Source organism: Mycobacteroides sp. H001, from assembly GCF_001440005.1.
GTDB classification, from domain to species: domain Bacteria; phylum Actinomycetota; class Actinomycetes; order Mycobacteriales; family Mycobacteriaceae; genus Mycobacterium; species Mycobacterium gwanakae.
This window is the reverse complement of the sequence record NZ_LJYH01000033.1, coordinates 224505-250664: the sequence shown is the minus strand read 5'-3', so window position 1 is coordinate 250664 and position 26160 is coordinate 224505. Positions and strand designations below refer to the sequence as shown.

The 26160-nt window shown below is 65.2% G+C and carries 25 protein-coding genes; 11 read left to right on the top strand and 14 right to left on the bottom strand.

Going from position 1 to position 26160, the window contains the following annotated elements:
* The first annotated feature begins 71 nt into the window (after positions 1–71).
* Positions 72–572, top strand: a complete 501-nt coding sequence (locus AOT83_RS16465) for a nuclear transport factor 2 family protein (RefSeq protein ID WP_057966066.1) — start codon at positions 72–74, stop codon at positions 570–572.
* Here the strand turns inward: AOT83_RS16465 and AOT83_RS16460 are convergent.
* The 3 genes from AOT83_RS16460 to AOT83_RS16450 form a co-directional block, all read right to left on the bottom strand.
* The gene (locus AOT83_RS16460; RefSeq protein ID WP_057966067.1) at positions 569–2311 is read right to left on the bottom strand and encodes an amidohydrolase family protein; all 1743 of its coding nucleotides are present in this window, start codon (positions 2309–2311) and stop codon (positions 569–571) included. The two genes, AOT83_RS16465 and AOT83_RS16460, sit on opposite strands and share 4 nt — an antisense overlap.
* Positions 2312–2416: 105 nt before the next feature.
* On the bottom strand, positions 2417–2737 hold the full coding sequence (locus tag AOT83_RS16455) for a 2Fe-2S iron-sulfur cluster binding domain-containing protein (protein ID WP_057966068.1): 321 nt from the start codon (positions 2735–2737) through the stop codon (positions 2417–2419).
* Positions 2734–3642, bottom strand: coding sequence for a metal-dependent hydrolase (locus AOT83_RS16450; protein ID WP_030093747.1), 909 nt, complete (start codon positions 3640–3642; stop codon positions 2734–2736). Before AOT83_RS16450 ends, AOT83_RS16455 begins: the two co-directional genes overlap by 4 nt.
* A gap of 180 nt (positions 3643–3822) precedes the next feature.
* On the opposite strand from AOT83_RS16450, the gene AOT83_RS16445 reads away from it, so the two are divergent.
* Both AOT83_RS16445 and AOT83_RS16440 read left to right on the top strand, forming a co-directional pair.
* A complete protein-coding gene (locus AOT83_RS16445; protein WP_057966069.1) occupies positions 3823–4551 on the top strand; it encodes a TetR/AcrR family transcriptional regulator in 729 nt (242 codons plus the stop codon).
* Positions 4548–5918 (top strand): AarF/ABC1/UbiB kinase family protein, encoded by a 1371-nt coding sequence (locus tag AOT83_RS16440; protein WP_057966070.1) that lies wholly within the window; start codon positions 4548–4550, stop codon positions 5916–5918. The genes AOT83_RS16445 and AOT83_RS16440 overlap by 4 nt, the downstream gene beginning before the upstream one ends.
* Here AOT83_RS16440 and AOT83_RS16435 read toward each other — a convergent pair.
* Both AOT83_RS16435 and AOT83_RS16430 read right to left on the bottom strand, forming a co-directional pair.
* On the bottom strand, positions 5915–6346 hold the full coding sequence (locus AOT83_RS16435) for an Immediate-early protein 2 (protein WP_057966071.1): 432 nt from the start codon (positions 6344–6346) through the stop codon (positions 5915–5917). The genes AOT83_RS16440 and AOT83_RS16435 overlap by 4 nt on opposite strands.
* On the bottom strand, positions 6328–7350 hold the full coding sequence (locus tag AOT83_RS16430; RefSeq protein WP_057966072.1) for an SDR family NAD(P)-dependent oxidoreductase: 1023 nt from the start codon (positions 7348–7350) through the stop codon (positions 6328–6330). Before AOT83_RS16430 ends, AOT83_RS16435 begins: the two co-directional genes overlap by 19 nt.
* Positions 7351–7481: 131 nt before the next feature.
* Here AOT83_RS16430 and AOT83_RS16425 point away from each other — a divergent pair, with 131 nt between their 5' ends.
* Positions 7482–7976 carry a DUF1942 domain-containing protein gene (locus AOT83_RS16425; RefSeq protein ID WP_030093754.1) on the top strand — a complete coding sequence of 165 codons (495 nt, stop codon included), beginning with the start codon at positions 7482–7484 and terminating at the stop codon, positions 7974–7976.
* Between the two features lie 17 nt (positions 7977–7993).
* Here AOT83_RS16425 and AOT83_RS16420 read toward each other — a convergent pair whose 3' ends face one another.
* Positions 7994–8749, bottom strand: coding sequence for an FkbM family methyltransferase (locus tag AOT83_RS16420; RefSeq protein ID WP_030093755.1), 756 nt, complete (start codon positions 8747–8749; stop codon positions 7994–7996).
* A gap of 76 nt (positions 8750–8825) precedes the next feature.
* Between AOT83_RS16420 and AOT83_RS16415 the strand changes: the two genes are divergently transcribed.
* Positions 8826–9374, top strand: a complete 549-nt coding sequence (locus AOT83_RS16415; RefSeq protein ID WP_057966073.1) for a GNAT family N-acetyltransferase — start codon at positions 8826–8828, stop codon at positions 9372–9374.
* Here the strand turns inward: AOT83_RS16415 and zapE are convergent.
* Complete coding sequence (gene zapE / locus AOT83_RS16410; protein ID WP_030093757.1) at positions 9343–10389, bottom strand: cell division protein ZapE; 1047 nt, start codon at positions 10387–10389, stop codon at positions 9343–9345. The genes AOT83_RS16415 and zapE overlap by 32 nt on opposite strands.
* Before the next feature lie 33 nt (positions 10390–10422).
* Between zapE and AOT83_RS16405 the strand changes: the two genes are divergently transcribed.
* Genes AOT83_RS16405 through msrB form a run of 4 tightly spaced genes read left to right on the top strand, consistent with a single transcriptional unit; the run spans position 10423 to position 14538 of the window.
* Positions 10423–11205, top strand: a complete 783-nt coding sequence (locus AOT83_RS16405) for a pyrimidine reductase family protein (protein ID WP_057966074.1) — start codon at positions 10423–10425, stop codon at positions 11203–11205.
* A gap of 28 nt (positions 11206–11233) precedes the next feature.
* Positions 11234–12775: an alpha/beta hydrolase gene (locus AOT83_RS16400; RefSeq protein ID WP_057966075.1), complete on the top strand. Its 1542-nt coding sequence runs from the start codon at positions 11234–11236 to the stop codon at positions 12773–12775.
* A 46-nt stretch (positions 12776–12821) separates the two neighbouring features.
* Positions 12822–14186: a glycosyltransferase family 87 protein gene (locus tag AOT83_RS16395; protein ID WP_030093760.1), complete on the top strand. Its 1365-nt coding sequence runs from the start codon at positions 12822–12824 to the stop codon at positions 14184–14186.
* A complete protein-coding gene (msrB, locus tag AOT83_RS16390; RefSeq protein WP_081343753.1) occupies positions 14143–14538 on the top strand; it encodes a peptide-methionine (R)-S-oxide reductase MsrB in 396 nt (131 codons plus the stop codon). The genes AOT83_RS16395 and msrB overlap by 44 nt, the downstream gene beginning before the upstream one ends.
* A gap of 57 nt (positions 14539–14595) precedes the next feature.
* On the opposite strand, the gene hemQ is transcribed toward msrB, so the two are convergent.
* Genes hemQ through hemE form a run of 3 tightly spaced genes read right to left on the bottom strand, consistent with a single transcriptional unit; the run spans position 14596 to position 17757 of the window.
* A complete protein-coding gene (gene hemQ, locus AOT83_RS16385; RefSeq protein ID WP_030093762.1) occupies positions 14596–15291 on the bottom strand; it encodes a hydrogen peroxide-dependent heme synthase in 696 nt (231 codons plus the stop codon).
* Positions 15284–16660 carry a protoporphyrinogen oxidase gene (locus AOT83_RS16380; protein ID WP_057966077.1) on the bottom strand — a complete coding sequence of 459 codons (1377 nt, stop codon included), beginning with the start codon at positions 16658–16660 and terminating at the stop codon, positions 15284–15286. The genes hemQ and AOT83_RS16380 overlap by 8 nt, the downstream gene beginning before the upstream one ends.
* A complete protein-coding gene (hemE, locus tag AOT83_RS16375; protein ID WP_165592885.1) occupies positions 16657–17757 on the bottom strand; it encodes a uroporphyrinogen decarboxylase in 1101 nt (366 codons plus the stop codon). The genes AOT83_RS16380 and hemE overlap by 4 nt, the downstream gene beginning before the upstream one ends.
* 106 nt (positions 17758–17863) lie before the next feature.
* On the opposite strand from hemE, the gene AOT83_RS16370 reads away from it, so the two are divergent.
* Together AOT83_RS16370 and AOT83_RS16365 are read left to right on the top strand one after the other, a co-directional pair.
* The gene (locus AOT83_RS16370) at positions 17864–18400 is read left to right on the top strand and encodes a DUF3000 domain-containing protein (protein WP_030093765.1); all 537 of its coding nucleotides are present in this window, start codon (positions 17864–17866) and stop codon (positions 18398–18400) included.
* Between the two features lie 22 nt (positions 18401–18422).
* The gene (locus AOT83_RS16365; RefSeq protein WP_057966078.1) at positions 18423–19625 is read left to right on the top strand and encodes a ribonuclease D; all 1203 of its coding nucleotides are present in this window, start codon (positions 18423–18425) and stop codon (positions 19623–19625) included.
* A 25-nt stretch (positions 19626–19650) separates the two neighbouring features.
* On the opposite strand, the gene dxs is transcribed toward AOT83_RS16365, so the two are convergent.
* The 4 genes from dxs to AOT83_RS16345 all read right to left on the bottom strand — a co-directional run bounded on the left by dxs (position 19651) and on the right by AOT83_RS16345 (position 26159).
* Positions 19651–21576, bottom strand: coding sequence for a 1-deoxy-D-xylulose-5-phosphate synthase (dxs, locus tag AOT83_RS16360; RefSeq protein ID WP_030093767.1), 1926 nt, complete (start codon positions 21574–21576; stop codon positions 19651–19653).
* A gap of 21 nt (positions 21577–21597) precedes the next feature.
* The gene (gene nhaA / locus AOT83_RS16355; RefSeq protein WP_057966079.1) at positions 21598–22896 is read right to left on the bottom strand and encodes a Na+/H+ antiporter NhaA; all 1299 of its coding nucleotides are present in this window, start codon (positions 22894–22896) and stop codon (positions 21598–21600) included.
* A 101-nt stretch (positions 22897–22997) separates the two neighbouring features.
* Positions 22998–24164, bottom strand: coding sequence for a TRAM domain-containing protein (locus AOT83_RS16350; RefSeq protein WP_057966080.1), 1167 nt, complete (start codon positions 24162–24164; stop codon positions 22998–23000).
* The gene (locus tag AOT83_RS16345; RefSeq protein WP_234797663.1) at positions 24165–26159 is read right to left on the bottom strand and encodes an APC family permease; all 1995 of its coding nucleotides are present in this window, start codon (positions 26157–26159) and stop codon (positions 24165–24167) included.
* Between the last annotated feature and the right edge of the window lies 1 nt (position 26160).

The window sequence follows — 26160 nt, the reverse complement described above, 5'->3', positions numbered from 1 at the left end:
CTGCTTTCAATTCCGGTTCGATACCGCCGAAAGCCCGGATCCAGAATGAACCGCGGTGTTAGGGTCCCGCCATGGGACAGTGGTCACGCGACGAGCTGCAGAGCATGTTCGACCATCACCTTCAGGTGGTCGATGAGATCGGCCCCAAGGGCGAGTGGGCCAAGTACGCGGATCTTTTCGCCGAGGACGCCAGTTACATCGAACCGACCTATGGCACCTTCGAGGGCCGGGAAGCCATCCGCGAGTCCATGGTCAAGACCATGTCGGAGTTCCCCGGGGCTGAGATGCCGCACTACTTCTCCAACTGGCATGTCGTCGACGAGGAACACGGCTGGGTCATCTGCGAGCTGGTCAACCGGATGAGAGACCCCGGCGACGGAAGTATCTGGGAAGCAACAAATATCAGCATCTTTCGCTATGCCGGCGACAACCAGTGGGCCAACGAGGAAGATGTCTACAACCCGATGCAGTTCATGACAGCGATCCAGGGTTACGTGCAGCGCAGCAGCGAGCTGGGTTCGTTGTCCCCCGCCGCCCAGACCTTCGGGAAGAACATGGGCTGGCTCGGCTAGCTCGTGGCCAGGAACCTGCCTGCCTTGACCGTGCTGCCGAAGCCGTCTACGAACGTGCCGTAGGAGTACACCCGCTGGCCACCGACAACCGTGGCCGCAATCGCCTTGTCGTTGCGGCACACCTGCCGGGACACTCCGAACTCCTCCATGTACTGTTCGTGGTAATCCTCCAGCGAATCATCAAGGCCCGCAGGATCAATCACCGCGATATCGGCGGTGTCGCCGATACGCAGGCGCCCAGCGTCTAATCCATACCATTCACCGAGTTCGCCGGTAAGCCGATGCACCGCGGCTTCCAGCGGCATGAACGGAGCGCCCGCCTCTCGGGCCTCTTTGACACGCTTGAGTAACCGCAGCCCCGCGTTGTAAAAGGACATGTTGCGCAGGTGCGCCCCGGAGTCGTTGTTACCCAGCTGGAAATAGCGGTATTTGATGGCCTCGTTGAGCACATCGGTTCGGTCATTGGCGATCGTGGTGTGCCAGCGCACCTTTCCGGGGTACTCAGACACCAGGTCCAGGAAGGCGTCGACCGGCTGCACCCCGCGCGCATCGGCCACCTGACCGAACGACTTGCCCACCACAGATTCATCGGGGCACCCAACGATCTCGGTGTCGTACATGTCGCGGTTCCAGGCCACCACCCCGTATTTCTGGGCCATCTCCTTGCGGAACCGGCGACGATATCCCTCATCCTTGATCAGGTCGACCCGCTGGAGCTGATCACGAATATCCAATGCCGCCGTGCCCGAGGCGAACTCCTCAAAGATCACCAAATCCATACCGTCGGAATACAGATGGAAAGGCACCGCCAAGAGCTGGAAGTTCACCTGGGAGCGCAGCAGCGGGTTGAGGCCACCGGTGGCCGCCTTGAGAAGCTTGATCACCGACCTATTGCTCTTCAGATCGAAGGCCGCTAGCAGCGTGGTCTTGAGCGAACGACGCCACGGGCGGGCACCGCTGAGCAGGAAGTGCATGACGGTCTCGGGGCGCTTCTCCACGTCGAGATTCGACTGCACCACGGCGCCACGCCGGCGCACCACGTCATACAGTGCGCCGTACTCGCGCCAGGTCGCGTAGGTAGACGGCAATTGCCGACCGGCGAACCGGGTGCCCTCCAGCTTGGAGAAGCGCAGCCGGTCGGTGGACAGGCCGACGAAACCCGCGTCGAGCGCATCGGTCACCATCGTGCGCATCCGCGCCAGTTCCTCGGATGTGGGACGCTCGTCGTAATCGGTTGCCCGCGCAAGTCCCATCACCGCGGCACGGATATCAGAGTGCCCGATCAGCGTTGCGACATTGGCGCCCAACGGAAGTGACTCGATGAACGTGCGGTAGCCGCGTGGCCCGTCCCAATCCTTGTGCTCCTTGAGCGCCGAGTGAACCGCGTCCCACGGCAGGGCCTCCACCCGGGCGAATAGATCTGCGACATCCTCGGGATCGGCGTACACCGCGGACATGGAGCAGTTGCCGTAGATGACAGAGGTGACACCGTGCCGCACCGACTCGCCCAGTCCCGGACTGACCAGCACCTCGGCGTCGTAGTGGGTGTGCACGTCGACCATGCCGGGAATGACCCACTTACCGTTGGCATCGATGACCTCGCCGGCCTCGGCACTCGAAAGATCCGGTGCCATGGCCACCACTTTGCCGCCGCGCACCCCGACGTCCAGCACTTGGCCAGGCGCACCCGTCCCGTCGAACACCAGGCCCCCGCGCACCAGCAGGTCAAATGTCGCCATAGTCGATCCACCTCATCCGATCAGCAGATCCTCAGCTTATCCCTGCTGATTCATGCCCACCCGTGAAGGCCCGGCTGCGCCTTCGCGGGTGCGCCAGGCCCTTGCTCACGCATCGAAGAAGATGTGCACCCGATCGGATTCCGGGAGCGTCTGGCACGCGAGCGTGAACCCCTCGGCCACCTCGCTGTCGATGAGAGACTCGTTCATCAGCATCCTCGTCTTGCCCGATCGCACCGAGCACATGCAGGTGGCGCAGGCGGATTCGCGACACACGTACGGCGCGTCGATGCCTGCATCCAGCAACACGTCGAGCAGCTTCTTACCCGGCGGCCAGTCCAGAACGTATGTACTGCCGTAGATTTCGACCTCCAGGACGGTGCTCCCGGCGACATCGCTACTGGCGACTCGGATGGCTTCGGCCGTCACTGGCCCACCGCGCGACGGCCCGGCAGTCGATCATTCAGCTCACCCTCGGAACCGAAAAGGATTCCCTGCCACTTTTCGAGCAGCTCCTCGGTATCCACATCGTCCGGATGGAATCCAGGCCGCATGTATTCGGCAATATCCCGCATCAAGCCCTTGACCAGCGGGCCGCGGTACACATCGATGGTCTGCCGCAGCACCGCCAACGGCTTCCATCCACTCGGATCGGTGAGGATCGATGCCAGCACGGCCAGCGTCATCAAGGGCAGCGTGCCCGCCCAGATCAGTGACATCACACCGATGCGTACCGACTCCGGGCCACCCACCGAGCGATACACGTCGAAGGCGACCGACTTATGCTCCATCTCCTCCATGGCGTGCCAGTTCAGCAGGTGGTGAATCTCTTCGGACATCGGAATCTCTTGTAGCTCAGCACTGGAAAGCACGCGCTGAGCCAATACCGCCGTGTAGTGCTCGGCGGCCGCCGTCATGGCCAGGTGCGCGATTTTGGGTGCGCGTTTCTCCAGCGCGATGAGGAACTTCTCGCGCCGGCTGCCCTCCTCGAAATTCATGATCCGGACCAAGGGGTAGCCCATATCGATGATCTTCTCGTTGAGCTTGCGATGTTCACGGCCGTGCATGGCCTCCTGCCCGATGAAGCCCGCGACTCGCTTCTTCAACACCGGGTCGGTGATCTGATCGGCGTAGTTGCGCACGGACCTGATGAAGGATTCCTCGCCGGGAGGAAACGCACCGGAAAGCAGCGAAACCAAGTGACTGAAGACGATGTCGCCCTCGACATAGTGCTTCTTCATGGGAACCGGCTCACCGAACCGGAAGTTCATCCGGCGCACCTTGGGCAGCTCGCGTGCCGCGACACCTCGCCGGCCCTGCTCGACAACAGCCATGACGGAACTCCTTCCTGAGACGTCTCCATTGACGTCTGACCTGGCGATTCACAATCGTACTCTGAGTACTACTGGTAGTATCCATATCGCACCGCGTGAGCACAATAGGCAGCAGACGTGTGTCGTCCGAACCGGCGAACCACGGGCCTGGCACACGTACCATCACTGGTGATGAGAGGCGTGGAGAGTGTGAGTACAGCCATCGCGTCGGAAGTCGGCCCCGGCGCCGCGCGGCGTGGCGACCGCCGCAAGGTTGCCCGAGAAGAGTTGTTAGACGCCGCGTTTCGTGCCATCGACGCGACCGGCTCCACCGTCAGCATGGACGATATCGCCCGCGAGGCCGGTGTCGCCAAGCCCAAGCTGTATCGGTACTTCGAGGACAAGGCCGATCTGCACAGCGCCGTACTGGAACGTGTGCAGGACATGGTGTGGAACGCGGCCATGGACCGGATCAATCTGATGACCGACTCGGCTCGCGAGTTGGTTGAGCATGGCGCCAACGAGTACGCCCGAATGATCTCCGATCACCCGAATGTGTTGCGCTTCATCGTGCATGGCCACTTCGTCAATTCCAGTGACGGCACCGAGCGTCTGGTGGAGACCGCGCAGCAGATGACGCACGACATCGCGGAGATATTGTCGAACGCGATCGACGACGAGACGGTGGACATCGATGATGCCGACCTGGCGGTCACCTCTGCCGCGGGCGCCATCGGCACCGCCACCGAATGGTTCCTGGGCCCCAATCAGCAACGTGCCGAACCAATGCCCATCGAGAGGTTCGTGGAGTACCTGACCACCGTGCTGTCCGGACTGGCCGCCTCCATCGCCGAGTTCAACGGCCTGACGCTTGATCCGGACCAGCCACTACACCTGGCATTCACCAGCACACGCGGGGGCACCACATGACCGACGGGGTACCCCTGGCACGCATCACCCGGGGCCGGGCACTGGGCAAGCTGGCGGCCGGGCAGGCGGTGCGTACCGCAAGCAATCGCATCTCCATGATCGGGCGATCCGAAGAGGCGCGCGCGCTGCTCGCGGAACGATCCACCCTGCAGGCAGCCGATCAGCTCGTAACCGTGCTCGGCAGCCTCAAAGGTTCGGCGATGAAACTCGGCCAGCTGCTTTCGATGCTCGAAGTGGACATGGTGCCGGAGGCCCATCGGGAACGCTTCCGGCAGAAGCTGGCCCGGCTGCGCGATCAGGCTCCGCGTGAACCGTTCACGGTGATGTTGCCGATCATCGAGTCCAATCTGGGCAAGCTCGGCAAGAGCTTCCGCGATTTCGACGAGACTCCGGTCGCCGCGGCGTCCATCGGCCAGGTATACCGGGCAGTGCTGCACGACGGCCGCGAGGTCGCGGTCAAGGTCAAGTACCCCGGCGTGGACGACGCGGTACGCGCAGACATGCAAAATCTCGCACTCTTTACCAAGTTCTGGCGCAAAGCGGTACCGACACTGTCGAATTCGGCCTTCATGGAAGAGATCTCCATGAACTTGGAAAGCGAACTGGATTACCTGCGAGAGGCACGCACACAGCACGAGATCGCCGAACGCTATCGCGGACACCCCTTCATCGTGATCCCCGACTGTGTCTCCGAAATGTGCACATCACAGGTTCTCGTGACGGAGTTCCTGGACGGCCAGTCGTTCCCTGTCATGCAGACGCTCCCCGACGACGAGCGCAACCGGATCGGTGAGCTGATTTTCCGGTTCTATATCGGATCGCTGTTCCAGGACAACGACTTCTGTGGCGACCCGCACCCGGGGAACATCCTGCGGGCGGCCAACGGCACCCTGGGATTTGTAGACTTCGGCTTGTACAACCGGATGAACCCCGAACACGTTGACTTCGAACGACACATCATGCGCGCCGCCACCGAGGGCCGCGCCGAGGACATGTATCAGGCGATGGTGGCGCGCGGGATCATCGACCCGCATGCAGACGTCAGCCCTCAGGACTGTCTGGAGTACTGCCACGCGGCTTCGGGGTGGAACCTCGTCGACGAGGAGATGACCATTACCCCGGAAATTGCCTCCAGCGCAATGATTCTCGCCGTCGACCCGCGTTCCGGCGAGTTCTCCGGAATGCGCCGCCAAAACCTGCCTCCCGAGCACATCTTCTCGCGCCGTGCGGATTTCTACACCTTCGGCGTACTCGGACAGCTCAATGTCACCGGCAACTGGCATCGCATCGCCCGCGAATGGATCTACGGCGAGCCACCCGCCACGGAGATCGGAACTGCCATCGCCAAGTGGCGCGCCGAGCGTTAGCGCAGCAATCCATCGATCGCGCGGCCGAACATCCACTGCCCGCCCATCTTCGCCAATCGGTCGAAGACCCGGGGCAGACCTCGAATGTTCACGTCCTCGGTCCAGATCACGCGTGCACCACTGCCCTGGGCATGTACCTCGATCTCGGCCCACCCCAGGATAAGACTCCCCGTCTTCTCCAATCGGCAACGGCCGGGACTCCCCGAGCGCGGCGGCTCCCACCGGGTAACCGTCATCGGGTCGTCAAAACCTATGGCCCCTAACCCTGTTCGCCCCACAAGTGTGGTGCCGACCCGCGCCGGCGGATCGCTCGTCACCGACACCGTTGTCAGCGGGATGTGCTCGCTATGCCGCGGCCAGTCGGTGATACGCGCGAACGCTTCGGCGACGGACAGCGCGCTGGTGCGCTCTATTCGGAGAAGGGCCATAAGCCGAACAACTTCGAGGTGGCCTTCTGTCCGCGCAAGGCAATAATGGTGTCCGCCAAAGTTTCTCCCGGATCGCGGTAGGTTATCCCGAGTTCACGCTCGCTGGGCGAGTCGTCAGACGCGGGCATCCGTGTGTAGTACTGCATGCCTGCCTCGGTCATCGGGGTACCCAGCGGCACATACCGGCCGAGCTGATCCATCACCGTTCCCGCCACACGCAGCACGGAATCAGGCACCGGAACGGCCAGCACCGTGCTGCCTGCCGCCTCGGTCAACAGATTCACCAGCTCATCCACCTCCAGCCGATGGCCCCCCGCGGTGTAGCGCCGCGGGCCGTGCCCGGTCTCCAACAGAGCGGCGTGCAACGCGGCCAGGTCTCGGACGTCGACCACCAACCATGCCGCACTGCGTCCCGGGACGGACCTCATCAACAGGGCCCAGCGCACGCCCTCGGCCGCCTCCCCGAACTGATCCCCGGCGGGAGGTCCGAGCACCATGCCCGGGTAGGTGATGGTCACCGGTGCACCAGCGGCCTGCAGCTCGCGCACGTACAGCTCGACCCGCGCCTTGGACTGCCCGTATCCGTCGCTGCCTCCCGCCGCGGGCAAGTCGGCCTCGAACGTCCGCAGACCGGGCCGGAACAGCGCGGTGATGCTCGAAACATGCACTATCGGGTCCAGACCACGATCAACAGCTGCGCCGAGAACGTTCTGGGTGCCCTCGAGATTGATGGCCATCATCCGATCGGCCTCGGTGGGATCGGTGCTGACCATGGCCGCGCTGTGCAGCACCGCATCGCACCCGTCGAGCGCGGTCTCGACCGACTCCCGGTCGGTGATATCGCCGACGGTGTAGTCGGATACGTCGACCCCCAGCGTCGCCACCGTGGTGTGCAACCGGGCTTCCTTACGCACCAGAAAACGGACCTGATGCCCGGCATCTGCAATAGCCTTCGCCGTCCATCCGCCCACGAATCCGGTACCGCCCGTGACCAATACGCGCATCCTCACGTCCCCTCATGGCTTGGCGGACCGCTCCAATCAGGACATGGTAGGTCGTCGGCGAGCTCTTACCGGGCGAATACGGAAGAGCCATGTGGCACCGTCCCCGGTACGGCGTGTGCCAAGATCGCTGGGTGCGTCTACGCCCCGCCCTTCAGCTCCTCGCCGTCCTCGCCGCCATCGCCATGGCCTGGGCACCGACCGCGACTGCGCAACCCGAGCGCGTGGCGCCCATCGGGCACATCGGCGAGACGCTGCATTTCGATTACGGCACCATCGGCGCCGATGTCACTGTGCACAACATCGAACCCACCGGCATTCCTGCCGGAATGGCTCCCCCGCGCGGCATCATCTGGAAGGCGTACGTCACCATCCGGCCGACCAAGGTACCCAACGCGTACGCATTGCTGATGGCACTCAAGCTAGGCGGCATCTCACCGGAGACCGGCGATGCCTACGAGCCGCAGCGCACCGATGAGCCTGACGATCTGAACTACGCGCTGCGCAACGCCCCGCAGGGTTCGACCGTGAGCGGAGCGGTGTACTGGGATGTCTACCGCGGGCCGGTGCGCCACATCGTGCTGCGGTCGGCTCAAACCCAGGTTCACCTGGCCCAGTGGGACCTCTGAGACAGCGCGCGAGCTGCTCAGCGAGGCTGGAACAGGTAATTCCGGAAGGTCTCGGTGACCTTGTCCACGGGCCGCCAGGAGTCGGCGCTCCACACCGACATCCGGTAATCCCGCGCCGTGAACCACGCGACAATGTCCTCGGCGGTGCGCCCGAACCGCTCCATGTGGCGATCCTCGACCTCCAGCATCATTGCCGGTCGGGTGCGCTCAAGGGTCTTCTCGCCGCTGACCAGAACGTCGAGCTCGGCGCCCTCGACATCAATCTTCACGAAATCGATCCGCTTGATGCTCAGCCGGTCACAGAACCCGTCGAACGTCTCGGTGTCGACAACCACCCGGATGTGCTCATCGAACTCGGCGTTTGAGCCCAGCCCGTCGGCCCCGGCGTCGACGAAGGACCGGCCAGTAATGGGCTTGCCGTTGCGCAGCGGAACGCTCATGACCTGTTCACCAGGATTGGTACCCAGCGCCACGGCGTGCCGGCGCACGTTCTGCGCACTGCGCAGACCCAGGGCCGCCGATGAGGTGGCGTGGGCGAACCGCAGCGGCTCCAGGCTGTACACCAGACCGTCGGCACCCACCAGGCGCGCCAGCTCCGCCGTATAGAAACCGGCAGCCGCACCCACGTCCAGGCACACATCCCCGGGCTTGACCACCTGTGCGATACCCACCAGCTCGGTTTCCACCCAGGGTGTGGTGCGGGCGAGTGTGCGCAGGCCCTGCCCCACCACGGCGTCACGAATCTCGCCGAAGGCCGTCACGCGCCGCGTCATATGGTGCTCCTCAGGGTTGGTCATCAACATGGGTCGCAGTCTCGGAACCGCGCCAAGTATAGGTAGCGTGCCGGTCATGCCGATTCAGGTCAGCACCGCGACTGCTGCCGAGAGCGCAGAAGTCGCGGCCGTCGCCGCCCGCACCTTCCCACTCGCATGTCCGCCCTCCTCGACGCCGGAGGACATCGCGGCATTCATCGCGGCCAACCTCAGCACGAGCAACTTCGACGAGTACATCCGAGAGCACCGGGTACTCGCAGCACGTGAGAACGGCGTCATCGTCGGGTACGCGATGCTCGTGGACGGCGTCGCCGAGGATCCCGACGTGCAGCGGGCCGTCACCCTGCGGCCCGCGATGCAGCTCTCCAAGATGTATGTGCTGCCCGAATTCCATCAGGCCGGGGTGGCGGGCGCGCTGATGGACGCGGCCCTTGCCGAAGCTGCCGCGCGCGGCGCGACGGGAGTCTGGCTGGGCGTCAACCAGGAAAATGAACGCGCACAGCGCTTTTACGCCAAGCACGGCTTCAACCGCAGCGGTACCAAAACATTCCAGGTGGGCGAGCGTCTGGAGAACGACTACGTGATGCTGCGGGTCATAGAGAACTCGGTAGCGGCGCCGCGCTGAGCGCCAGCAGCCGTGAGGTGGCGCGCAAATATTTCTTGCGGAAACCGCCGGCCACCATCTCGTCATCGAAGATCGTGTCCAGCTTCGCCCCCGAGGCCTCGACCGGAATGCCCGCGTCGTACAGGCGATCCGTCAGGGCGACGATCCGCAGCGCCACCGCCTGATCGTGCACCTGCTCCACGCCCGCGATGAACACCGCTGTCACCCCTTCGATCAGCGTCAGATACCGCGACGGATGCATGCTCGCCAAGTGCCGGCATAGATCGTCGAACTGGTCGAAGGTAGCGCCATCGATGGATGCCGCCAGCCCACGAAGCTCGTCATCGGTGTGCGGCTCGGGAGCCGGAGGTAGGTCGCGGTGCCGGTAATCGGGCCCCTCGACCCGCACGGTGTTGAAGATCGCCGACAGTGTGTTGATCTCACGCAGGAAGTCCTGTGCCGCGAAGCGACCCTCACCGAGCTGCTCCGGCAGCGTGTTGGACGTCGCGGCAATCGACACTCCGCGCGCCACCAGCTCCGAGAGCAGCCGCGACACCAGCGTGGTGTTGCCCGGGTCATCCAGCTCGAACTCGTCGATGCACACCACCGTGTAGTCCGACAGCAGCTCGATGCACTCCAGGAAGCCGAAAACTCCTGCTACCTGCGTCAATTCTCCGAAGCTCGCGAACGCCTTGGGGCCGGGAACGGTGTGATAGATCGACGCCAAGAGGTGCGTCTTACCGACACCGAACCCGCCGTCGAGATAGATCCCGACCCCGGGCAGTACCTCGCGCTTGCCGAACAGCTTCTTCTTTCCCGCACGGCGGGTCGTCGCCTCCTGAGCGAAAGCGCGGCACGATTCCACCGCCGCGGCCTGCGTCGGCTCGTTGGGGTCGGGCCGGTACGAGTCGAAACTCACCGAAGTGAACGTCGGAGGCGGCACCAGCTGGGCAATCAGCCGCTCGTTGGAGACGGTGGGGTGCCGGTCAGCAAGGTGCTGGAGGGTCAATGCGGCACCGGATTGCGGATCAGTCACACGGGCAGCGTAACGGCGTGTTGAGATCTCTTTGTGGCCGACAGTGACGGTGAAGAGGCGATTCGGGGCCCGGCTGGGATACAGCTCACACAGCTGACCACCGGTACACCCGCGGATCCCAGCGAGCTGGCCGACCTGTACGACTACCCCGACGGCAATGCACTTTGCTTGCGCGCCAACATGATTGGCAGCCTGGACGGCGCGGCGACGGTGACCGGATTGTCCGGCGGACTTGGCGGCGACGGCGATCGCGCGGTGTTCGCGGCCATGCGCGCCAACGCCGATGTGATTCTCGTCGGGGCGGGCACCGTGCGGGCCGAGCGCTATCACGGCGCGCATCTGCCGGTCGGACTGCGCCAGCGCCGCCAGGCCCGTGGACAGAGTGAGGTTCCGGTGATTGCCGTGGTCACGGGGTCGGGAACGGTGGACCCAAGCACTCCCCTGTTCACCGAGTCGGAGGTCGCGCCCATCGTGGTGACCACAGCGTCCGGGGCAGCGAACGTCGCCTCCCGCGTGTCCGATGCACAGGTCCTCGTCGCCGAGCATGCCGGGAAGGTCGATCTGCGCGCCGCGTTGGCAGAGCTGCATCGTCGCGGTCTGTCCAGGGTGCTGTGTGAGGGCGGCCCGTCATTGCTCGGCACCCTGCTCGCGGCCGATCTCGTCGACGAGCTGTGCCTGACGGTGGCGCCCACGACGGTCGGCGGCGGCGGGGCCCGGATCGTGTCCAGCCCCACCGAAGTACTCACGTCATGGCGGCGGGTGTTGCTGCTCGCGGATGCGGACGGCTACCTCTTCACGCGGCACGTCCGGGCTTGAGGAACATTCACCCGATACTGTGGTCGGCATGCGTGCACGGCTGACGGGGGCGATGGCGGTTGCCGTGATACTGGCTGGGTGTGCTCCCGGCCCCTCGGCGGGACCGCATTTCGCCATGGACGAGGGCCACGGAAATGTCGGCCCCGCCACCACAGCACCGCCGGACGGCCCGCCGTCCATCGACAAACCGAAGGTCGACCTGTCCTGGCAGGACTGCACCCGTGAGGTGCTCGGCAGCGCCAACATCACCACGTCGCCGACATTCACGCTCGAATGCGCCGAGTACAAGGCCCCACTGGATCCGATCAACGGCGCACCGGGCAGCGTGACCCTGGGCGCGGTGCGTGCCAAGACCTCGCAGACACCTGCCGACGCGGGCCCGCTGGTGTTCACCACCGGCTCGGATCTCCCCTCCTCGGTGCAGCTGGCGACATGGCTCAACGGGCCCGGCGCACAGGTGCTCAAGCAACGTCCCGTCGTCGCGGTCGATCGCCGCGGTATCGGACGATCCGACTCCATCACGTGCCGTGACACCTGGGATCTGCGGGATATGCGGGACCTGGCGCAAAACCGTGGCGGAGACGATCCGGTAGCGAGTCTGGGCAAGATCGTCGAGACCGCGACCACCAACTGCACCGACACCATCTCCCCCGGCGACTCCGCCTACAACGACGCGCACGCCGCAGAAGACCTGGAGGCGCTCCGCGCCCAATGGGATGTGCCCAACCTGGCGCTCCTCGGCATCGGCAGCGGTGCCCGAGTCGCACTGGCGTACGCGGGATCCCATCCCAACAAGGTCGCCCGGCTGATGCTCGACTCGCCGGTGGCCGCCGACATCACCGCCGAGGCCGCCGCCGAGCAGCGACTCAAGGGCCAGCAATCCGCATTCGACGCATTCGCGGCCCAGTGTGTGGCGAACAACTGCCCACTGGGACCCGATCCCGCGGGTGCCGTCGGCGACCTGCTGAACCGCGCTCAGAACGGCGGACTGCCGTGGTCGCGGGCGACGGTTGTCAGGGCGATCACCACCGCGCTGGCATATCCGGTCGGCGACGGCACCGCCGTCGTGCAGAACCTCGCGAATGCGCTGAACGCAGCGCGCGGCCCCGATAGCGGCGCGCTCACCCCGCTGGTGGACCGGGCCAACGCGCTGCGCGATTCCGACGGGCAGTTCGTGAACTCGTGCAGTGACTCGCTGGCACGGCCCACCCCCGACCGGGTACGCGAGCTGGTGGTGGCCTGGGGTAAGCAGTACCCGCTGTTCGGGCGCACGTCCGCCCTCGAACTGGTGAACTGCCTGCAATGGCCCAGCGGATCCAAGCCGAACCCTCCGCAGGACTTGAAGATCAACGTGCTCATCCTGGGCGGGCAACACGACCCGATCTCCGGTAGCGAGGGCGTCTCGGCGACCGCCGCGGTGATCATCAACGCCAAGGCGGCCAGCAAGCGCGTCATGTGGCAGGGCATCGGCCACGGCGCGATTGTCTACACCGGATGCGCGCAGCCGCCCGCCCTGGCATATCTCAACGACGGAAAGCTTCCCGAGACCGACACGTTCTGCCCGGCCTAGTCGTACTTGCCGGAACTGCACTGGGCGCTCAAGGTACGGTGCCTGCGTGGTGTCAGTCGATACGTTCATTTCGGGCTTCAAGAACTCGTTGAAACCTCCGACCGCACCGCCATCGGTCGCGACGATCCTGCGGTCGGTGCTGTGGCCCGTCGCGATCATGTCGATCATTCACCGCGCCTACGTGCTGGGCACCAACGGCTACATCACCGACGACTTCGGGCCGGTGTACCGGGCCGTCATCGCCTTCAAACGGCACCAGCCGGTGTACAACGAGAACTTCAGCTACGTCGATCCGCATTACATCTACCCGCCCGGCGGCACGCTGCTGCTCTCCCCGTTCGGGTATCTGCCCGTTGACGCGTCGCGGTACTGGTTCATCAGCATCAACGCCGTCGCCATCGTGATCGCGGCCTACTTCCTGCTGCGGCTGTTCAACTTCACACTGGCCTCGGTGGCCGCGCCCGCGCTGCTACTGGCCATGTTCTGCACCGAGAGTGTCACCAACACACTGGTTTTCACCAACATCAACGGTGTGATGCTGCTGCTCGAGGTGCTGTTCTTCCGCTGGCTGCTGAACGGGAACGCGAAGTCCGATTGGTTGGCCGGTGTCGCGATCGGGCTGACACTGGTGATCAAGCCGCTGCTGTTACCGCTGTTGTTGTTGCCGCTACTCAACCGGCAATGGCGGGTGTTCGTGGCAGCTTTCGGCATCCCGGCGTTCTTCAACGCGGTCGCCATGTTCGGCCCGCACAAGGTCAGGATCGTCGACGGCTGGGACTACTTGCGGCGCACCGTGAAATACCTGGGCGAAACCCGCGATTACTTCAACAGCTCCATCGCCGGAAACGCCGTGTACTACGGCCTTCCCGCACCATTGACCGCCGTGCTGCGCATCGCGTTCCTACTGATCGCCCTGGTGAGTGTGTGGTTGCTGTACAAGTACTACCGCCGCCGCGACCCCCGGTTCTGGGCGCTGACCACCGGTGGTGTGGTGCTGACGGCCTCGTTCCTGCTGCTGGGGCTGGGGCAGGGCTACTACTCGATGGCGCTGTTCCCGTTCGTGATGACGATCGTGCTGCCCAACTCGGTGTTGCGGAACTGGCCGGCCTGGCTGGCGATCTACGGGTTCTTCTCCATGGACCGCTGGCTGCTGGTGCATTGGCCCACCACGGGCCGCGCCCTGGAGTATCTGAAGATCACCTACGGATGGTGCCTGCTGCTGATCGTCGTGATGATGGTGCTGGTGCTTCGGTACCGGGATGCCAAGGCCGCTGGCACACTGGATAGTGGGCTGGATCCAGACTGGATGAGCGCGGCGATAGGCACTAAGGAGTCAGCGGACGATGACGACATCGAACGACCCGAAGGTGAATCTGACCGACGAGCAGTGGCGGGAGCGGCTGACTCCTGACGAGTTCGCGGTGCTGCGCCGCGCCGGCACCGAACGCCCTTTCGTCGGTGAGTACACCGACACCAAGACCGAGGGCGTGTACGCCTGCCGAGCATGCGGGGCCGAACTGTTCCGCAGCACCGACAAGTTCGAATCCCATTGCGGCTGGCCGTCGTTCTTCGACCCGGCCAACTCGGATGCGGTGATCCTGAAGCCGGACAAGTCGCTGGGCATGCGCCGGGTCGAGGTGCTGTGCGCCAACTGCCACAGCCACCTAGGGCACGTGTTCGAGGGCGAGGGCTATCCCACGCCTACCGATCAGCGCTACTGCATTAACTCGATCTCCCTGCGCCTGCAGACCGCCGAAACGTAGGTTATGGCGGTTTCGTCTCGCACAAATTCGCCATAACCTCGGTCTCGGCGACATGGCCTAGGGAAGCCGGGCGACAAGTTCCTCGGCGGAGACCCGCGGGCCGGTGAAGAACGGCGTCTCCTCGCGCACGTGCAACCGGGCCTCGGTGGCACGCAAATCGCGCATCAGGTCGACGATGCGATACAGCTCGGGTGCCTCGAAGGCCAGCAGCCATTCGTAGTCGCCGAGCGCGAAGGCGGGCACGGTATTGGCACGCACATCCTTGTAGGCACGCGCGGCGATACCGTGATCGGCGAGCATCTTGCGCCGCTCCTCATCGGGCAGCAGGTACCAATCGTAGGACCGCACAAAGGGATACACGCAGATGTAGGCGCCGGGCTCCTCCCCCGCGAGAAACGCCGGGATGTGGCTCTTGTTGAACTCGGCCGGCCGGTGCAGGGCCGCATTGCTCCATACCGGGGTGCTGGCCCGGCCCAGGGCGGTGGTGCGACGGAAATCGCTGTACAGCGCCTGCAGCTTCTCGATGGACTCGGCGTGCGACCAGATCATGAAGTCGGCGTCGGCGCGCAGGCCTGCCACGTCGTAGATGCCGCGAACCACGACACCATCGTCCTCATGCCGTTTGATCAGGGTGGCCACCTCGTCGGCGGCACCGTCGCGGTCCTCGCCCAACCCTCCTTCGCGCACCTGGAACACCGAGAACATCAGGTAGCGAATGGTCGAGTTGAGGGTGTCGAAATCGAGGCTAGCCATGCCCCCATCGTGCCACGCTGTCCTGTGCCGCTCGAGAGGCGGAGGACACACAAGCCGGTACTCCAATGCCGTCCAGGTACGAGCCAGCCACGGCGATGCCCGGCGGCAACCCGCCGCGGATGGCGTCGGCGACGTCGGCGTGGCCGGGTCCGTACTGCGGCATGGCGTCGATCCAGCGGGCCAGCGCCGTATCGATGGGCGTCACCGACGCGCCCAGCACGGTTTCGAGGTCGGCGGCGGCCCAGTGCAGCAGCTGCTCGTCGGTGGTGGCTCGCGCCACGGTGTCGCCGAAACGCCCGTAGGACAAACGCACCACCTGGGTGCTTCGTCCGCGCATCCCCCACTTGCCGGTCGAGAACGTCAAGGCCTTGGTGTGTAAGGCTTCTCCGGATGCGACGAGCACGCCGGAGTTGGCCGGAATGGGGGCGTCGCCGGGCAACGTCAGTGCCACGACCACCGAGGACGCCACCGGGACGGCGCGCGCAGCCTCCGCCGATTCGGGTGCCACCGCATCGAGGATGTCCGCGGCGCGAGGCGCGGGGACCGCGACAACGACCACGTCCGCGTGCTCAGATGCGCCGTCGCCGGTGACCGCCCAACTCTCACCGTCACGCGCGATGCCGGTCACCGCGAGCCGCCGGTGTTCGGCGCGGGCGCGGCGCCAGAGTTCTTCCACCAGCACCGCGTAGCCGCCGTCGATGGCACCGAAGATGCCGGTGGCCGATATCGGCGGCAATGCTTGCCGGGCGGCGACCAGCAGGCTGCCGGCCCCCTCGTCGAGGGCCCGGGCTATCCCGGGCGCGGCGGTCCGCAGGCCGGTCGTCGCGGCCGAACCCGCGTACACCCCACCGAGCAGGGGGTCGACGAGCCGCGCGACCACCTGCGGCCCGAATCGCAGCGAGACCAGGTCGGCAACGGTGGGATCGGCGCCCACGGTCCAGTGCATCTCGCGCTCAGGCTCGCTGTCGATGCGCGCCACGGTCTCCTCGTCGACGAGGCCCACCACCGAAGACCCCGAGGCCGGGATGCCGTTCACCGTTCGCGCGGGCAGCGGGTGCAGACTGCCGCCGGCGTAGATGAGCGGTCGCGCACCGGTGGTGTCGATCCGGCGGTCGGCCAGTCCCAGTTCATCCAGGAGATCCAGTACCTCGGGGCGCCGGGTGATAAATGCCTCGGCGCCGATGTCGACCCGATGCTCACCCAGGGTGATGGTGCGAAGAATTCCACCCAGCTGCTCGGCGGGGTCGTACACGGTGATGCGCGGACCATCGCCGAGTTCGCACCGCAGCCGATATGCCGCCGTCAACCCCGAAATACCGCCCCCCACAACGGCAATGGAGGGTGAGGACGACCGTGCCGCTGAGGTCACAACGAATGCACCAGCGCCACCGCATCGGTGAGGACTACCGGATCGGTATCCGGCAGCACGCCGTGTCCCAGATTGAAGATATGTCCCGCGGCACCGTCAGCCACTGCCTGGCGGCCCTCGGCGACAATCCGGCGCACCTCGCGCTCCACCACGGGCCACCCGGCCAGCAGTACCGCTGGATCAAGGTTGCCCTGCAAGGCTTTTCCAGCGCCGACCCGACCCGCCGCCACATCCAGCGGGGTGCGCCAGTCCACACCGACCACGGTAGCGCCCGCCTCTCCCATGGCGCCCAATAGCTCGGCGGTGCCCACTCCGAAGTGCGTCATGGGTACGCCCTCATGCGCGAATTCATCGAAAATCCTTGTGCTGTGCGGCAACACAGCTGAACGGTAGTCGGCCAGCGATAACGCACCGGCCCACGAGTCGAACAGTTGCAGCGCGTCCACACCGGCGTCGAGCTGTGCACGCAGGAAGGCGATGGTGACATCGGTCAACGCGGTCATCAGCGCATGCCAGGTCTGCGGGTCGCCCTGCAGCAGCGCCTTGGTGCGCTGATGGTGACGACTCGGGCCGCCCTCAACCAGGTAGGAGGCCAGCGTGAAGGGGGCACCGGCAAAACCGATCAGTGGCGTCGCGCCCAGTTCGGCGACCAGCAGTCGCACGGCATCACTGACGGCCTCGACCTGTCCGGGCTCCAGGCGCGGCAGCTTCGCCACATCGGCGGAGGTGCGCACCGGGTTGGCGATCACGGGCCCCACATCCGGAACGATGTCCAGATCGATACCGGCCGCCTTGAGCGGGACCACGATGTCGGAGAACAAGATGGCGGCATCAACCTGGTGCCGGCGGATCGGCTGGAGCGTGATCTCGCAAACCAGTTCAGGATTAAAACAAGCGTCCAGCATGGCGTGGTCGGCGCGCACCGCGCGGTACTCGGGCAGCGAACGCCCGGCCTGCCGCATGAACCACACCGGGGGGCGGCTGGGGGCTCTTCCGGCGGCAGCCGCCAGATAGGGAGAAAGCGGCAGCTCACGACGGGTTTTTGCCTCCGTCGCGCGATCTTCATTCAATCCGGTCATCACTGCCCATGCTGCCATGGCAACCTTGCACGGCGCGCCTGCGGGAGCATGTCGGCCCAGCGCGCTACCGTCCATTGCTGTGACGTCTGCCGAACCAGCCCCGTTCCGCGCGGCGGTCGACGCGATGAACTCCGTGACCGTGCGTCCGGAGATCGAGCTGGGCACTATTCGTCCCCCGCAACGATTGGCTCCGTTCAGCTATGCGCTCGGCGCGGAAATCAAGCACCTCGACACCGATAACGTGCCCGAACAATCCGAAGGTGATGCGTTTGGCAGGCTAATCCTGCTGCACGACCCGGAGGGTGATGAGGCGTGGAACGGCACGATGCGGCTGGTCGCCTACATCCAGGCCGATCTGGACGCCACCGAGGCCGTGGACCCGTTGCTACCGGAAGTTGCGTGGAGCTGGCTCGTGGATGCCCTGAACACCCGCACCACGGATCTGACGGCGTTGGGCGGAACCGTGACCGCAACCACCTCGGTCCGTTACGGCGATATCGCCGGCCCGGGGCGCGCTCACCAGTTGGAGCTGCGGGCGTCCTGGACCGCCACCGGTACCGATATCGAAACCCACGTTGAGGCATTCTGCGAGGTGCTGGAGCATGCGGCGGGCCTGCCACCGGTAGGTGTGACTGACCTGGGGTCGCGCCACCGCGCTTAGCGCCTACGCTGCTGACTCAGATATGGACAACGACTCCGAGCTTCCCGAACCGACACCACTGCTTCGCCCCGCCGAAGGGGTGCCGCCAATCACCGCGTCAACGGATGAGATCCGTATGGCGGCTAAACGTTTAGCATCCGGGACGGGCGCATTTGCGGTCGATGCGGAGCGGGCCTCGGGATTCCGGTACTCCAACCGGGCCTACCTGATCCAGATTCGCCGCCGCGGAGCCGGAACCGTGCTGCTGGATCCGACCAACGTTCCAGACGCACTCGGGCCAATCGTCGACGTGCTGGGTGCCGACGAGTGGATCTTGCACGCCGCCGACCAGGATCTGCCCTGCCTGGCCGAACTGGAAATGAGACCGCCGTCGCTCTATGACACCGAATTAGCCGGGCGGCTGGCCGGTTTCGAGAAGGTGAACCTGGCCGCGATGGTCCATCGACTGCTGGGACTGGGTCTGGCCAAGGGCCATGGCGCCGCCGACTGGTCGAAGCGTCCGCTACCGGACGATTGGCTCAACTACGCGGCGCTGGACGTCGAGGTGCTCGTCGAGCTACGCGAGAAGATCGCCGAAGTTCTGGCCGAACAAGACAAGACCGAGTGGGCCCGGCAGGAATTCGAGTACCTGGCGCACACACCGGCCTCGGCGACCCGACGGGACAACTGGCGTCGCACCTCCGGAATCCACAAGGTTCGCAAGCCCGGACAGTTGGCGGCGGTACGCGAATTATGGCTCAGCCGTGACGAACTGGCCCGGGCACGCGATGTGGCCCCCGGACGTACACTGCCCGATTCGGCAATCGTGGAAGCGGCCATGGCAGATCCGAAGACACGCAACGAACTGATCGCTCTCCCGGTCTTCGGCGGCCCCCGGCAGAAACAGCAGGCCGACCGATGGCTCGCAGCACTGGCGAAGGCTCGCAACGCAGACGCCCCGCCGCCGGTCAATGAACCCACCACCGGGCCACCGCCGGTATCGCGGTGGTCGCGACGCAAGCCCGAGGCCTACGCCCGCCTGGAAGCCGCGCGCACGGCCCTGTCGGCGCTCTCCGAGCAGATCTCGGTACCCGTGGAGAACATCGTCACCCCGGAAATCGTGCGGCGGCTCTGCTGGGATTGGGAAGGCAACGGAGACGTCGAGGAACTACTCGCCGGCCACGGCGCCCGCCCATGGCAGCGGGCACTGACCGTGCCGATACTGACCGAAGCGCTGACCGGCTGAACGCGCCGAAAGGCGGGACTCAGAGTTAGTCGACCTGCTGCGTGGCCGGGTTCACGGTGCTCTCCCCGATCTCGCGGCTCATCGCGGCCACCCAACCGGTGATCTTGCGGGCGATATGCTGATCGGTCAAGCCGAGTTGCTCAAGGACCTGCCCGCGCGATGCGTGATCCAGGAACTGTTGCGGCACACCAATATTGCGGGCCGGAATATCCACATCGGCATCCTGCATCGCCGCGGTCACCGCGCTACCCGCTCCGCCGTGCACGCCACTGTCTTCCAGCGTCACCACCAACCGGTGCTGGCGAGCCAGCTCGATCACATGGCCGGGCACCGGAAGCACCCAGCGCGGATCGACGACGGTCACGCCGATTCCCTGCTTGCCGAGCCTCTCGGCCGTCGCCAACGCTGTCGAGGCGAACGAGCCGACCGCCACCAACAGCACATCGGCGTGCAATCCGCTGAGCGGCCGCGCCAATATGTCGACACCATCGCGCCGCTCGACCGCCGGGATATCCTCCCCGACTTCGCCTTTCGGGAACCGCAGTGCGGTCGGTCCGTCATCGACCGCCAGCGCCTCGGTCAGCTCCTCACGCAGCCGCGACGCATCACGCGGCGCCGCGACCCGCATGCCGGGCACCACGTTCAGGATCGACAGGTCCCACATGCCGTTGTGGCTGGCCCCGTCGCTTCCCGTGATACCGGCCCGGTCCAGTACGAACGTCACCGGAAGCTTGTGCAGCGCAACGTCCATCATCACCTGATCGAACGCACGGTTCAGGAAGGTGGAGTAGATCGCGACCACGGGGTGCAGGCCACCCATCGCGAGCCCGGCCGCGGAGGTGACGGCGTGCTGCTCGGCGATACCGACGTCGAACAGCCGATCGGGAAAACGCTCACCGAACTTGCTGAGCCCCGTCGGGCCCGGCATGGCCGCGGTGATCGCCACGATGTTGCGGTGTTCGCTCGCCACCTCGATGAGTGAGTCGGAGAACACCGATGTCCAGCCTGGCGCCGACGCCTTGATGGAGCGGCCGGTTTTCGGGTCGATGATGCCGGTGGAGTGCATCTGCTCGGCCTCGTCGTCCTCGGCCGGCGCATACCCCATCCCCTTGCGGGTGATCACGTGCACGATGACCGGGCCACCGTATCCACGGGCGCGGCGCAGCGCGTCCTCCACCGCCTGCTCGTCGTGGCCATCAACGGGCCCAACGTATTTGATGCCCAGATCGGTGAACATCACCTGCGGTGACACCGCGTCCTTGACCCCGACCTTGAGGCTGTGCATCAACGCATACGCCAGCGGTCCGACCACCGGCATGCCGCGCAGCAGCTTCTTGCTCTCGTCGAGCACCTTCTCGTACGAGGGGGTGAGCCGCAGCCCCGCCAGGTGCGAAGCGAGCCCACCGATGGTCGGCGCATAGCTGCGCCCGTTGTCGTTGACGACGATGATGATGCGCCGATGCGCGGCGGCGGCAATGTTGTTCAGGGCCTCCCAGCACATGCCGCCGGTGAGCGCGCCGTCGCCGACCACAGCGACCACATGTCGGCGGCGTTGGCCGGTCAGTTCGAATGCCTTCGCGAGTCCATCGGCGTATGACAGCGCGGTCGAGGCATGGCTGGATTCCACCCAGTCGTGCTCGCTTTCGGCACGCGATGGATATCCGGACAAGCCGTCCTTCTGCCGCAGCGTGTCGAAGTCGCCAGAACGCCCGGTGAGGATCTTGTGCACGTACGCCTGATGACCGGTGTCGAAGACAATCGGGTCATACGGGGACTCGAAGACACGATGCAGGGCCAGAGTCAGCTCGACGACGCCCAGGTTGGGTCCAAGGTGGCCGCCGGTCGCGGCGACCTTATGGATCAGGAACTCACGGATCTCGTCGGCGAGTAAGTCCAGCTCTCGCTTCGAGAGACCCTGCAGGTCACCCGGTCCTCTGATGTCGTCAAGCATCAGGTCAGTCTACGCAGCGATTCAGATTCGGTCGCTTGGAGCGGAGCCAAAAACATCGGGTACTCCATCGTGATCTGCGTCAAGGGTCTCCTTGACCTCGATCCGCCGATACGCGCGGTTACGCAGCCGCAGCACCACGGAGGCGACTGCCGCCGAGGTCAACGATCCGGCTAATACACCGACCTTGACGTGCTCGGCAGCCGAACCGGTGCCGAACGCCAGTTCGCCGATGAGCAGGGACACCGTGAATCCGATGCCCGCGAGCAGCGCCACGCCGGCGATGTCGAGCCAGCTGAGGTCGTCGTCGAGACTCGCGCGCGTGAACCGCGCCAGCAGGTAGGTGGTGAGGAAGATGCCAATAGGTTTACCCACCACCAGGCCCAGCACCACGCCCAGCGCCACCGGATCCCGCACCGCCTGCCACAGCCCGGCGAAGCCGCCCAGCGTGACACCCGCGGCAAAGAATGCGAACACCGGCACCGCCACACCCGCGGACACCGGTCGCATCCGATGCTCGAATCGCTCGGCCATCCCATGTACATCGGTACGGCCATCCCGCCTGAGGACAGGAACGGTGAATCCCAAGAGCACACCCGCCACCGTCGCGTGCACCCCCGAGGCGTGTACCAGCGCCCAGGTCGCCAGCGCCAGCGGTACCAGCAGCCACCATTCCCGGCGGCGGCGCTGCACCGCCACCGCGAACAGCGCGAGCGGGATGAGCGCCAAGCCCAGCGGCGCCCAATGCAGCTCATCGGTGTAGAACACCGCGATCACGATGACGGCCAGCAGGTCGTCAACCACCGCCAGGGTGAGCAAGAAGGTGCGCAGCGCCGAGGGCAGATGGGTAGAAATCACGGCGAGCACAGCGAGCGCGAAGGCGATATCGGTGGCGGTCGGTATCGCCCAGCCACGTATGGCCTCTCCACCGCCCGGTGCGTTGACCGCCAGGTAGATGGCGGCCGGAACGAGCATGCCGCCGACCGCCGCGACGATCGGCAAGGCCGCTCGTCCCGGGTCGCGCAGATCGCCCGCCACGAACTCGCGTTTGAGTTCGACCCCCACAACGAAGAAGAAAATGGCCAACAGCCCGTCGGTCGCCCAGCCCGCCAGGGTGAGATTCAGGTGCAAGCGCTCCGGCCCGACCGTGATGGCCCCCAGCCGGTAGTACCAGGAGCTCCACGGCGAGTTGGCCCACAGCAGTGCGGTCACCGCGGCCACCACCAGCAGCACACCGCCGACGGTTTCCTTGCGCAGGATCTCTGCGGCCCGAGAGGACTCCGCCCACGATCCGCGGGTGAAGACGCGTTGGCGCAGGCGCATGGCTCGGTGTCCGTTCCTTGTGGCAGGGCAAAGTTCCGCCGACCAGACTTCCCGGCACACCTAGCGACCTACTTTATAAGATCTTTACACCTGCCGCTGTCTCATCGGGTGAGCAGCGCAAAGCTTTCGATGTGGTGCGTCAGCGGGAACGCATCGAACAGCCGCAACTCACGCACCTGATATCCACGCTCCAGGTACAAGCCCACATCGCGGGCGAATGCCGCTGCCTCACAACCGATATGGATAACCCTGGGTACGCCCGTCTCGGCGATTCGCCCGATGACGTCACGACCGGCGCCCGCCCGGGGCGGGTCCAGCACCGCGACATCGGCCTTACCCAGGTCACGCAGGGCGTGGCGTACCGATCCGCAGATCATGCTGACCTGTCGCAGATCTCCCAAAGCGTTCTTGGCGCTGCGGAATGCCGGCCGGGAGGTGTCGACGCTGACCACACGCCCCTTGGTTCCCACTGCTTCTCCCAGTGCTGCGGCGAAAACCCCGACACCACCGTACAAATCCCAAGCGCTCATGCCCGGTTCAAGCTCGGCCCATTCCGAGACCAGCTGGCTGTAGGTGTTCGCCGCGTCGCGGTGCGCCTGCCAGAAAGCCGTCACCGGCACCAACCAGTGCCGGTCCCCCACCTTCTGAACCGCGACGTCTTCACCCTCGACCACCGAACGCGCACGCAGAACATGCCGGCGCCCCTGATCGTCCATCACCGCATGCAGCGGCCCCTCCGCGCCGAGAGCCGGTTCATCGAGCCCATCGAGCAACCCCGGCACAACCTGGGCACAGCGCAGGTCGGTCACCAGCTCGTCGCTGTGATACCGGTGAAAACCGGGCTGGCCCAGGGCATTCACATCCAAACGCACCCGAGTCCGCCACCCGGTGGAATCTCCATCTCCCAGCTGTTCGGCCACGCCTTGCCACTCGTACTTGCCCAGGCGCGCCAGCTGCTGGCTCACCACATCGCCCTTGAGTTCACGCAGATAGGCCGGGTCGACGAAAGACAGGTCACAGCAACCAGATTCGCCACTGCCGTGCGCGATGGGACATATCGGGCCGATGCGGTGCGGTGACGGGTCGAGGACCTCAATGGCGGCGCCATGCCAGAAGCTGGCTTGCCGATCATCGGTGATCTGGACACGTACCCGCTCGCCCGGTAACGCGTATCTGACGAAGATGACGCGCCCGTCGTGCCGGGCCACCACGCTGCCCCCGTTAGCAGGCCCGCCGGTCTGGACTTCGAGAATTTCGCCGATTGCCATCTAGGAGTCGAACCCTCGCCGCGAGTCGCCGGGTGCGGACTGCCTGTCGAGTTCGCGGCGACGTTCGGACGAGTCAAGCTGCCACGGAACGGATGTCACCATGACATTGGGGACGAACAGCAAGCGGCCCTTGAGTCGCAGCGCACTTTGGTTATGCAGCACCTGCTCCCACCAGTGCCCCACCACATACTCGGGGATGAAGATGCAGACAACCGTGCGCGGCGCTTCCTTGCTGATGCGCTTGACGTAGTCCAGGATCGGCCGGGTGATTTCGCGGTACGGGGACGCGATCACTTTCAGCGGGGTGCTGATATCGCTTGTCTCCCAATCCCTGACAAGCTCCCGGGTGTCCCGGTCATCGACGCTGACGGTGACCGCTTCCAGTGCGTCGGGACGAGTGGCCCGCGCGTAGGCCAGGGCGCGCAGCGTCGGCTGATGCACCTTGGAGACGAGGACGACGGCATGGGTGCGGCTGGGCAGCACCACCTCACCCTCGTGATTGTCCAGCTCGCGCGCCACCGTGTTGTAGTGCTTGTGGATCATCTTCATGAGCACGAACAGCAGACCCATCGCCAGGATGGCGATCCATGCTCCGGCAAGGAATTTGGTGACCAGGACAACCAGCAGCACCGCCCCGGTCATGATGAAACCGATGGTGTTGATGATGCGCGAGCGGATCATCTTGCCGCGCACCGCCGGGTCGGTCTCGGTCTTGAGCAATCGGGTCCAGTGCCGCACCATGCCAATTTGGCTGAGCGTGAAGGACACGAAGACACCGACGATGTAGAGCTGAATGAGGGCGGTCACCTCGGCCTTGAACGCCACCACGAACAGGATGGCGACGGCCGACAAGAAGATGATGCCGTTGGAGAACGCCAGCCGGTCACCGCGCGTGTGCAGCTGGCGCGGCAGGTAACGGTCCTGCGCCAGAATCGATCCGAGCACCGGGAAACCATTGAATGCGGTGTTGGCGGCCAGCACCAAGATGAGCGCCGTCACCACGGTGATGAACAGGAAACCGATCCGGAAGTCGCCGAACACCGCCTCGGCCAGCTGGGCAACTAGGGTCTTCTGGTGGTAGTTGGCGGGCGCACCTACTAATTGCGTGGCGGGGTCCTCGGCGATCTTGGCTCCGGTGCGCTCGGCCAGCAGGATGATGCCCATAAACAGGGTGATGGCGATGCCGCCGAGGAGCAACAGCGTCGTGGCCGCGTTGCGTGACTTGGGTTTCCGGAAGGCGGGCACGCCATTGCTGATCGCCTCCACACCTGTCAATGCCGCACAGCCGGATGAGAAGGCCCGTGCGACAAGGAACACCAGCGCGAAGCCCAGGATGCCGCTGCCTTCGCCGTGCATCTCGAACGAGGCCGACTCCGCTCTCAGCGGGGTGCCTAGCACATAGATCTGGAAAAGGCCCCAGCCGAGCATGAGATACATGCCGATCATGAACGCGTACGTGGGAATTGCGAACGCGGCCCCTGATTCGCGGACTCCGCGCAGATTCATCGACATCAGGATCACGATGGCGACCACCGCGAAAGTGACCTTGTGCTGCGCGACAAGCGGAATGGCCGATCCGATGTTCGACATCGCCGAGGACATGGAAACGGCAACGGTCAACACGTAATCCACCAGCAGGGCGCTGCCGACTGTCAGGCCCGCGGTAGGCCCGAGATTGGTGGTGACCACCTCATAGTCACCACCACCGGACGGGTAGGCGTGCACGTTCTGCCGGTAACTCGCCACCACCACCATCATGACGGCGGCGACCGCGAGCCCGATCCACGGCGTCATCGCATAGGCGGACATCCCCGCGACCGACAGCACCAAGAAGATTTCCTCGGGCGCGTACGCCACCGAGGACAGCGCGTCGGAGGCGAAAACCGGCAGCGCGATGCGCTTCGGCAGCAGGGTATGGCCAAGGCTGTCGCTACGAAACGGTCGGCCGATTACCAGGCGCCGAGCCGCCGTCGACAGCTTGGAAAGCGTAGACACG

Excerpts from the sequence above, each read along its gene's own strand:
- AOT83_RS16440 (WP_057966070.1), top strand. The coding sequence starts at position 4,548 with ATGACCGACGGGGTACCCCTGGCACGCATCACCCGGGGCCGGGCACTG.
- AOT83_RS16370 (WP_030093765.1), top strand. The coding sequence starts at position 17,864 with ATGAACTCCGTGACCGTGCGTCCGGAGATCGAGCTGGGCACTATTCGT.
- AOT83_RS16365 (WP_057966078.1), top strand. The coding sequence starts at position 18,423 with ATGGACAACGACTCCGAGCTTCCCGAACCGACACCACTGCTTCGCCCC.
- AOT83_RS16450 (WP_030093747.1), bottom strand. The coding sequence starts at position 3,642 with ATGGCTGTTGTCGAGCAGGGCCGGCGAGGTGTCGCGGCACGCGAGCTG.
- hemE (WP_165592885.1), bottom strand. The coding sequence starts at position 17,757 with ATGGCAGCATGGGCAGTGATGACCGGATTGAATGAAGATCGCGCGACG.
- AOT83_RS16465 (WP_057966066.1), top strand. The coding sequence starts at position 72 with ATGGGACAGTGGTCACGCGACGAGCTGCAGAGCATGTTCGACCATCAC.
- dxs (WP_030093767.1), bottom strand. The coding sequence starts at position 21,576 with ATGCTTGACGACATCAGAGGACCGGGTGACCTGCAGGGTCTCTCGAAG.
- AOT83_RS16400 (WP_057966075.1), top strand. The coding sequence starts at position 11,234 with ATGCGTGCACGGCTGACGGGGGCGATGGCGGTTGCCGTGATACTGGCT.
- AOT83_RS16435 (WP_057966071.1), bottom strand. The coding sequence starts at position 6,346 with ATGGCCCTTCTCCGAATAGAGCGCACCAGCGCGCTGTCCGTCGCCGAA.
- AOT83_RS16420 (WP_030093755.1), bottom strand. The coding sequence starts at position 8,749 with ATGACGCGGCGCGTGACGGCCTTCGGCGAGATTCGTGACGCCGTGGTG.
- AOT83_RS16415 (WP_057966073.1), top strand. The coding sequence starts at position 8,826 with ATGCCGATTCAGGTCAGCACCGCGACTGCTGCCGAGAGCGCAGAAGTC.
- nhaA (WP_057966079.1), bottom strand. The coding sequence starts at position 22,896 with ATGCGCCTGCGCCAACGCGTCTTCACCCGCGGATCGTGGGCGGAGTCC.
- AOT83_RS16350 (WP_057966080.1), bottom strand. The coding sequence starts at position 24,164 with ATGGCAATCGGCGAAATTCTCGAAGTCCAGACCGGCGGGCCTGCTAAC.
- AOT83_RS16430 (WP_057966072.1), bottom strand. The coding sequence starts at position 7,350 with ATGCGCGTATTGGTCACGGGCGGTACCGGATTCGTGGGCGGATGGACG.
- AOT83_RS16460 (WP_057966067.1), bottom strand. The coding sequence starts at position 2,311 with ATGGCGACATTTGACCTGCTGGTGCGCGGGGGCCTGGTGTTCGACGGG.
- hemQ (WP_030093762.1), bottom strand. The coding sequence starts at position 15,291 with ATGGCTAGCCTCGATTTCGACACCCTCAACTCGACCATTCGCTACCTG.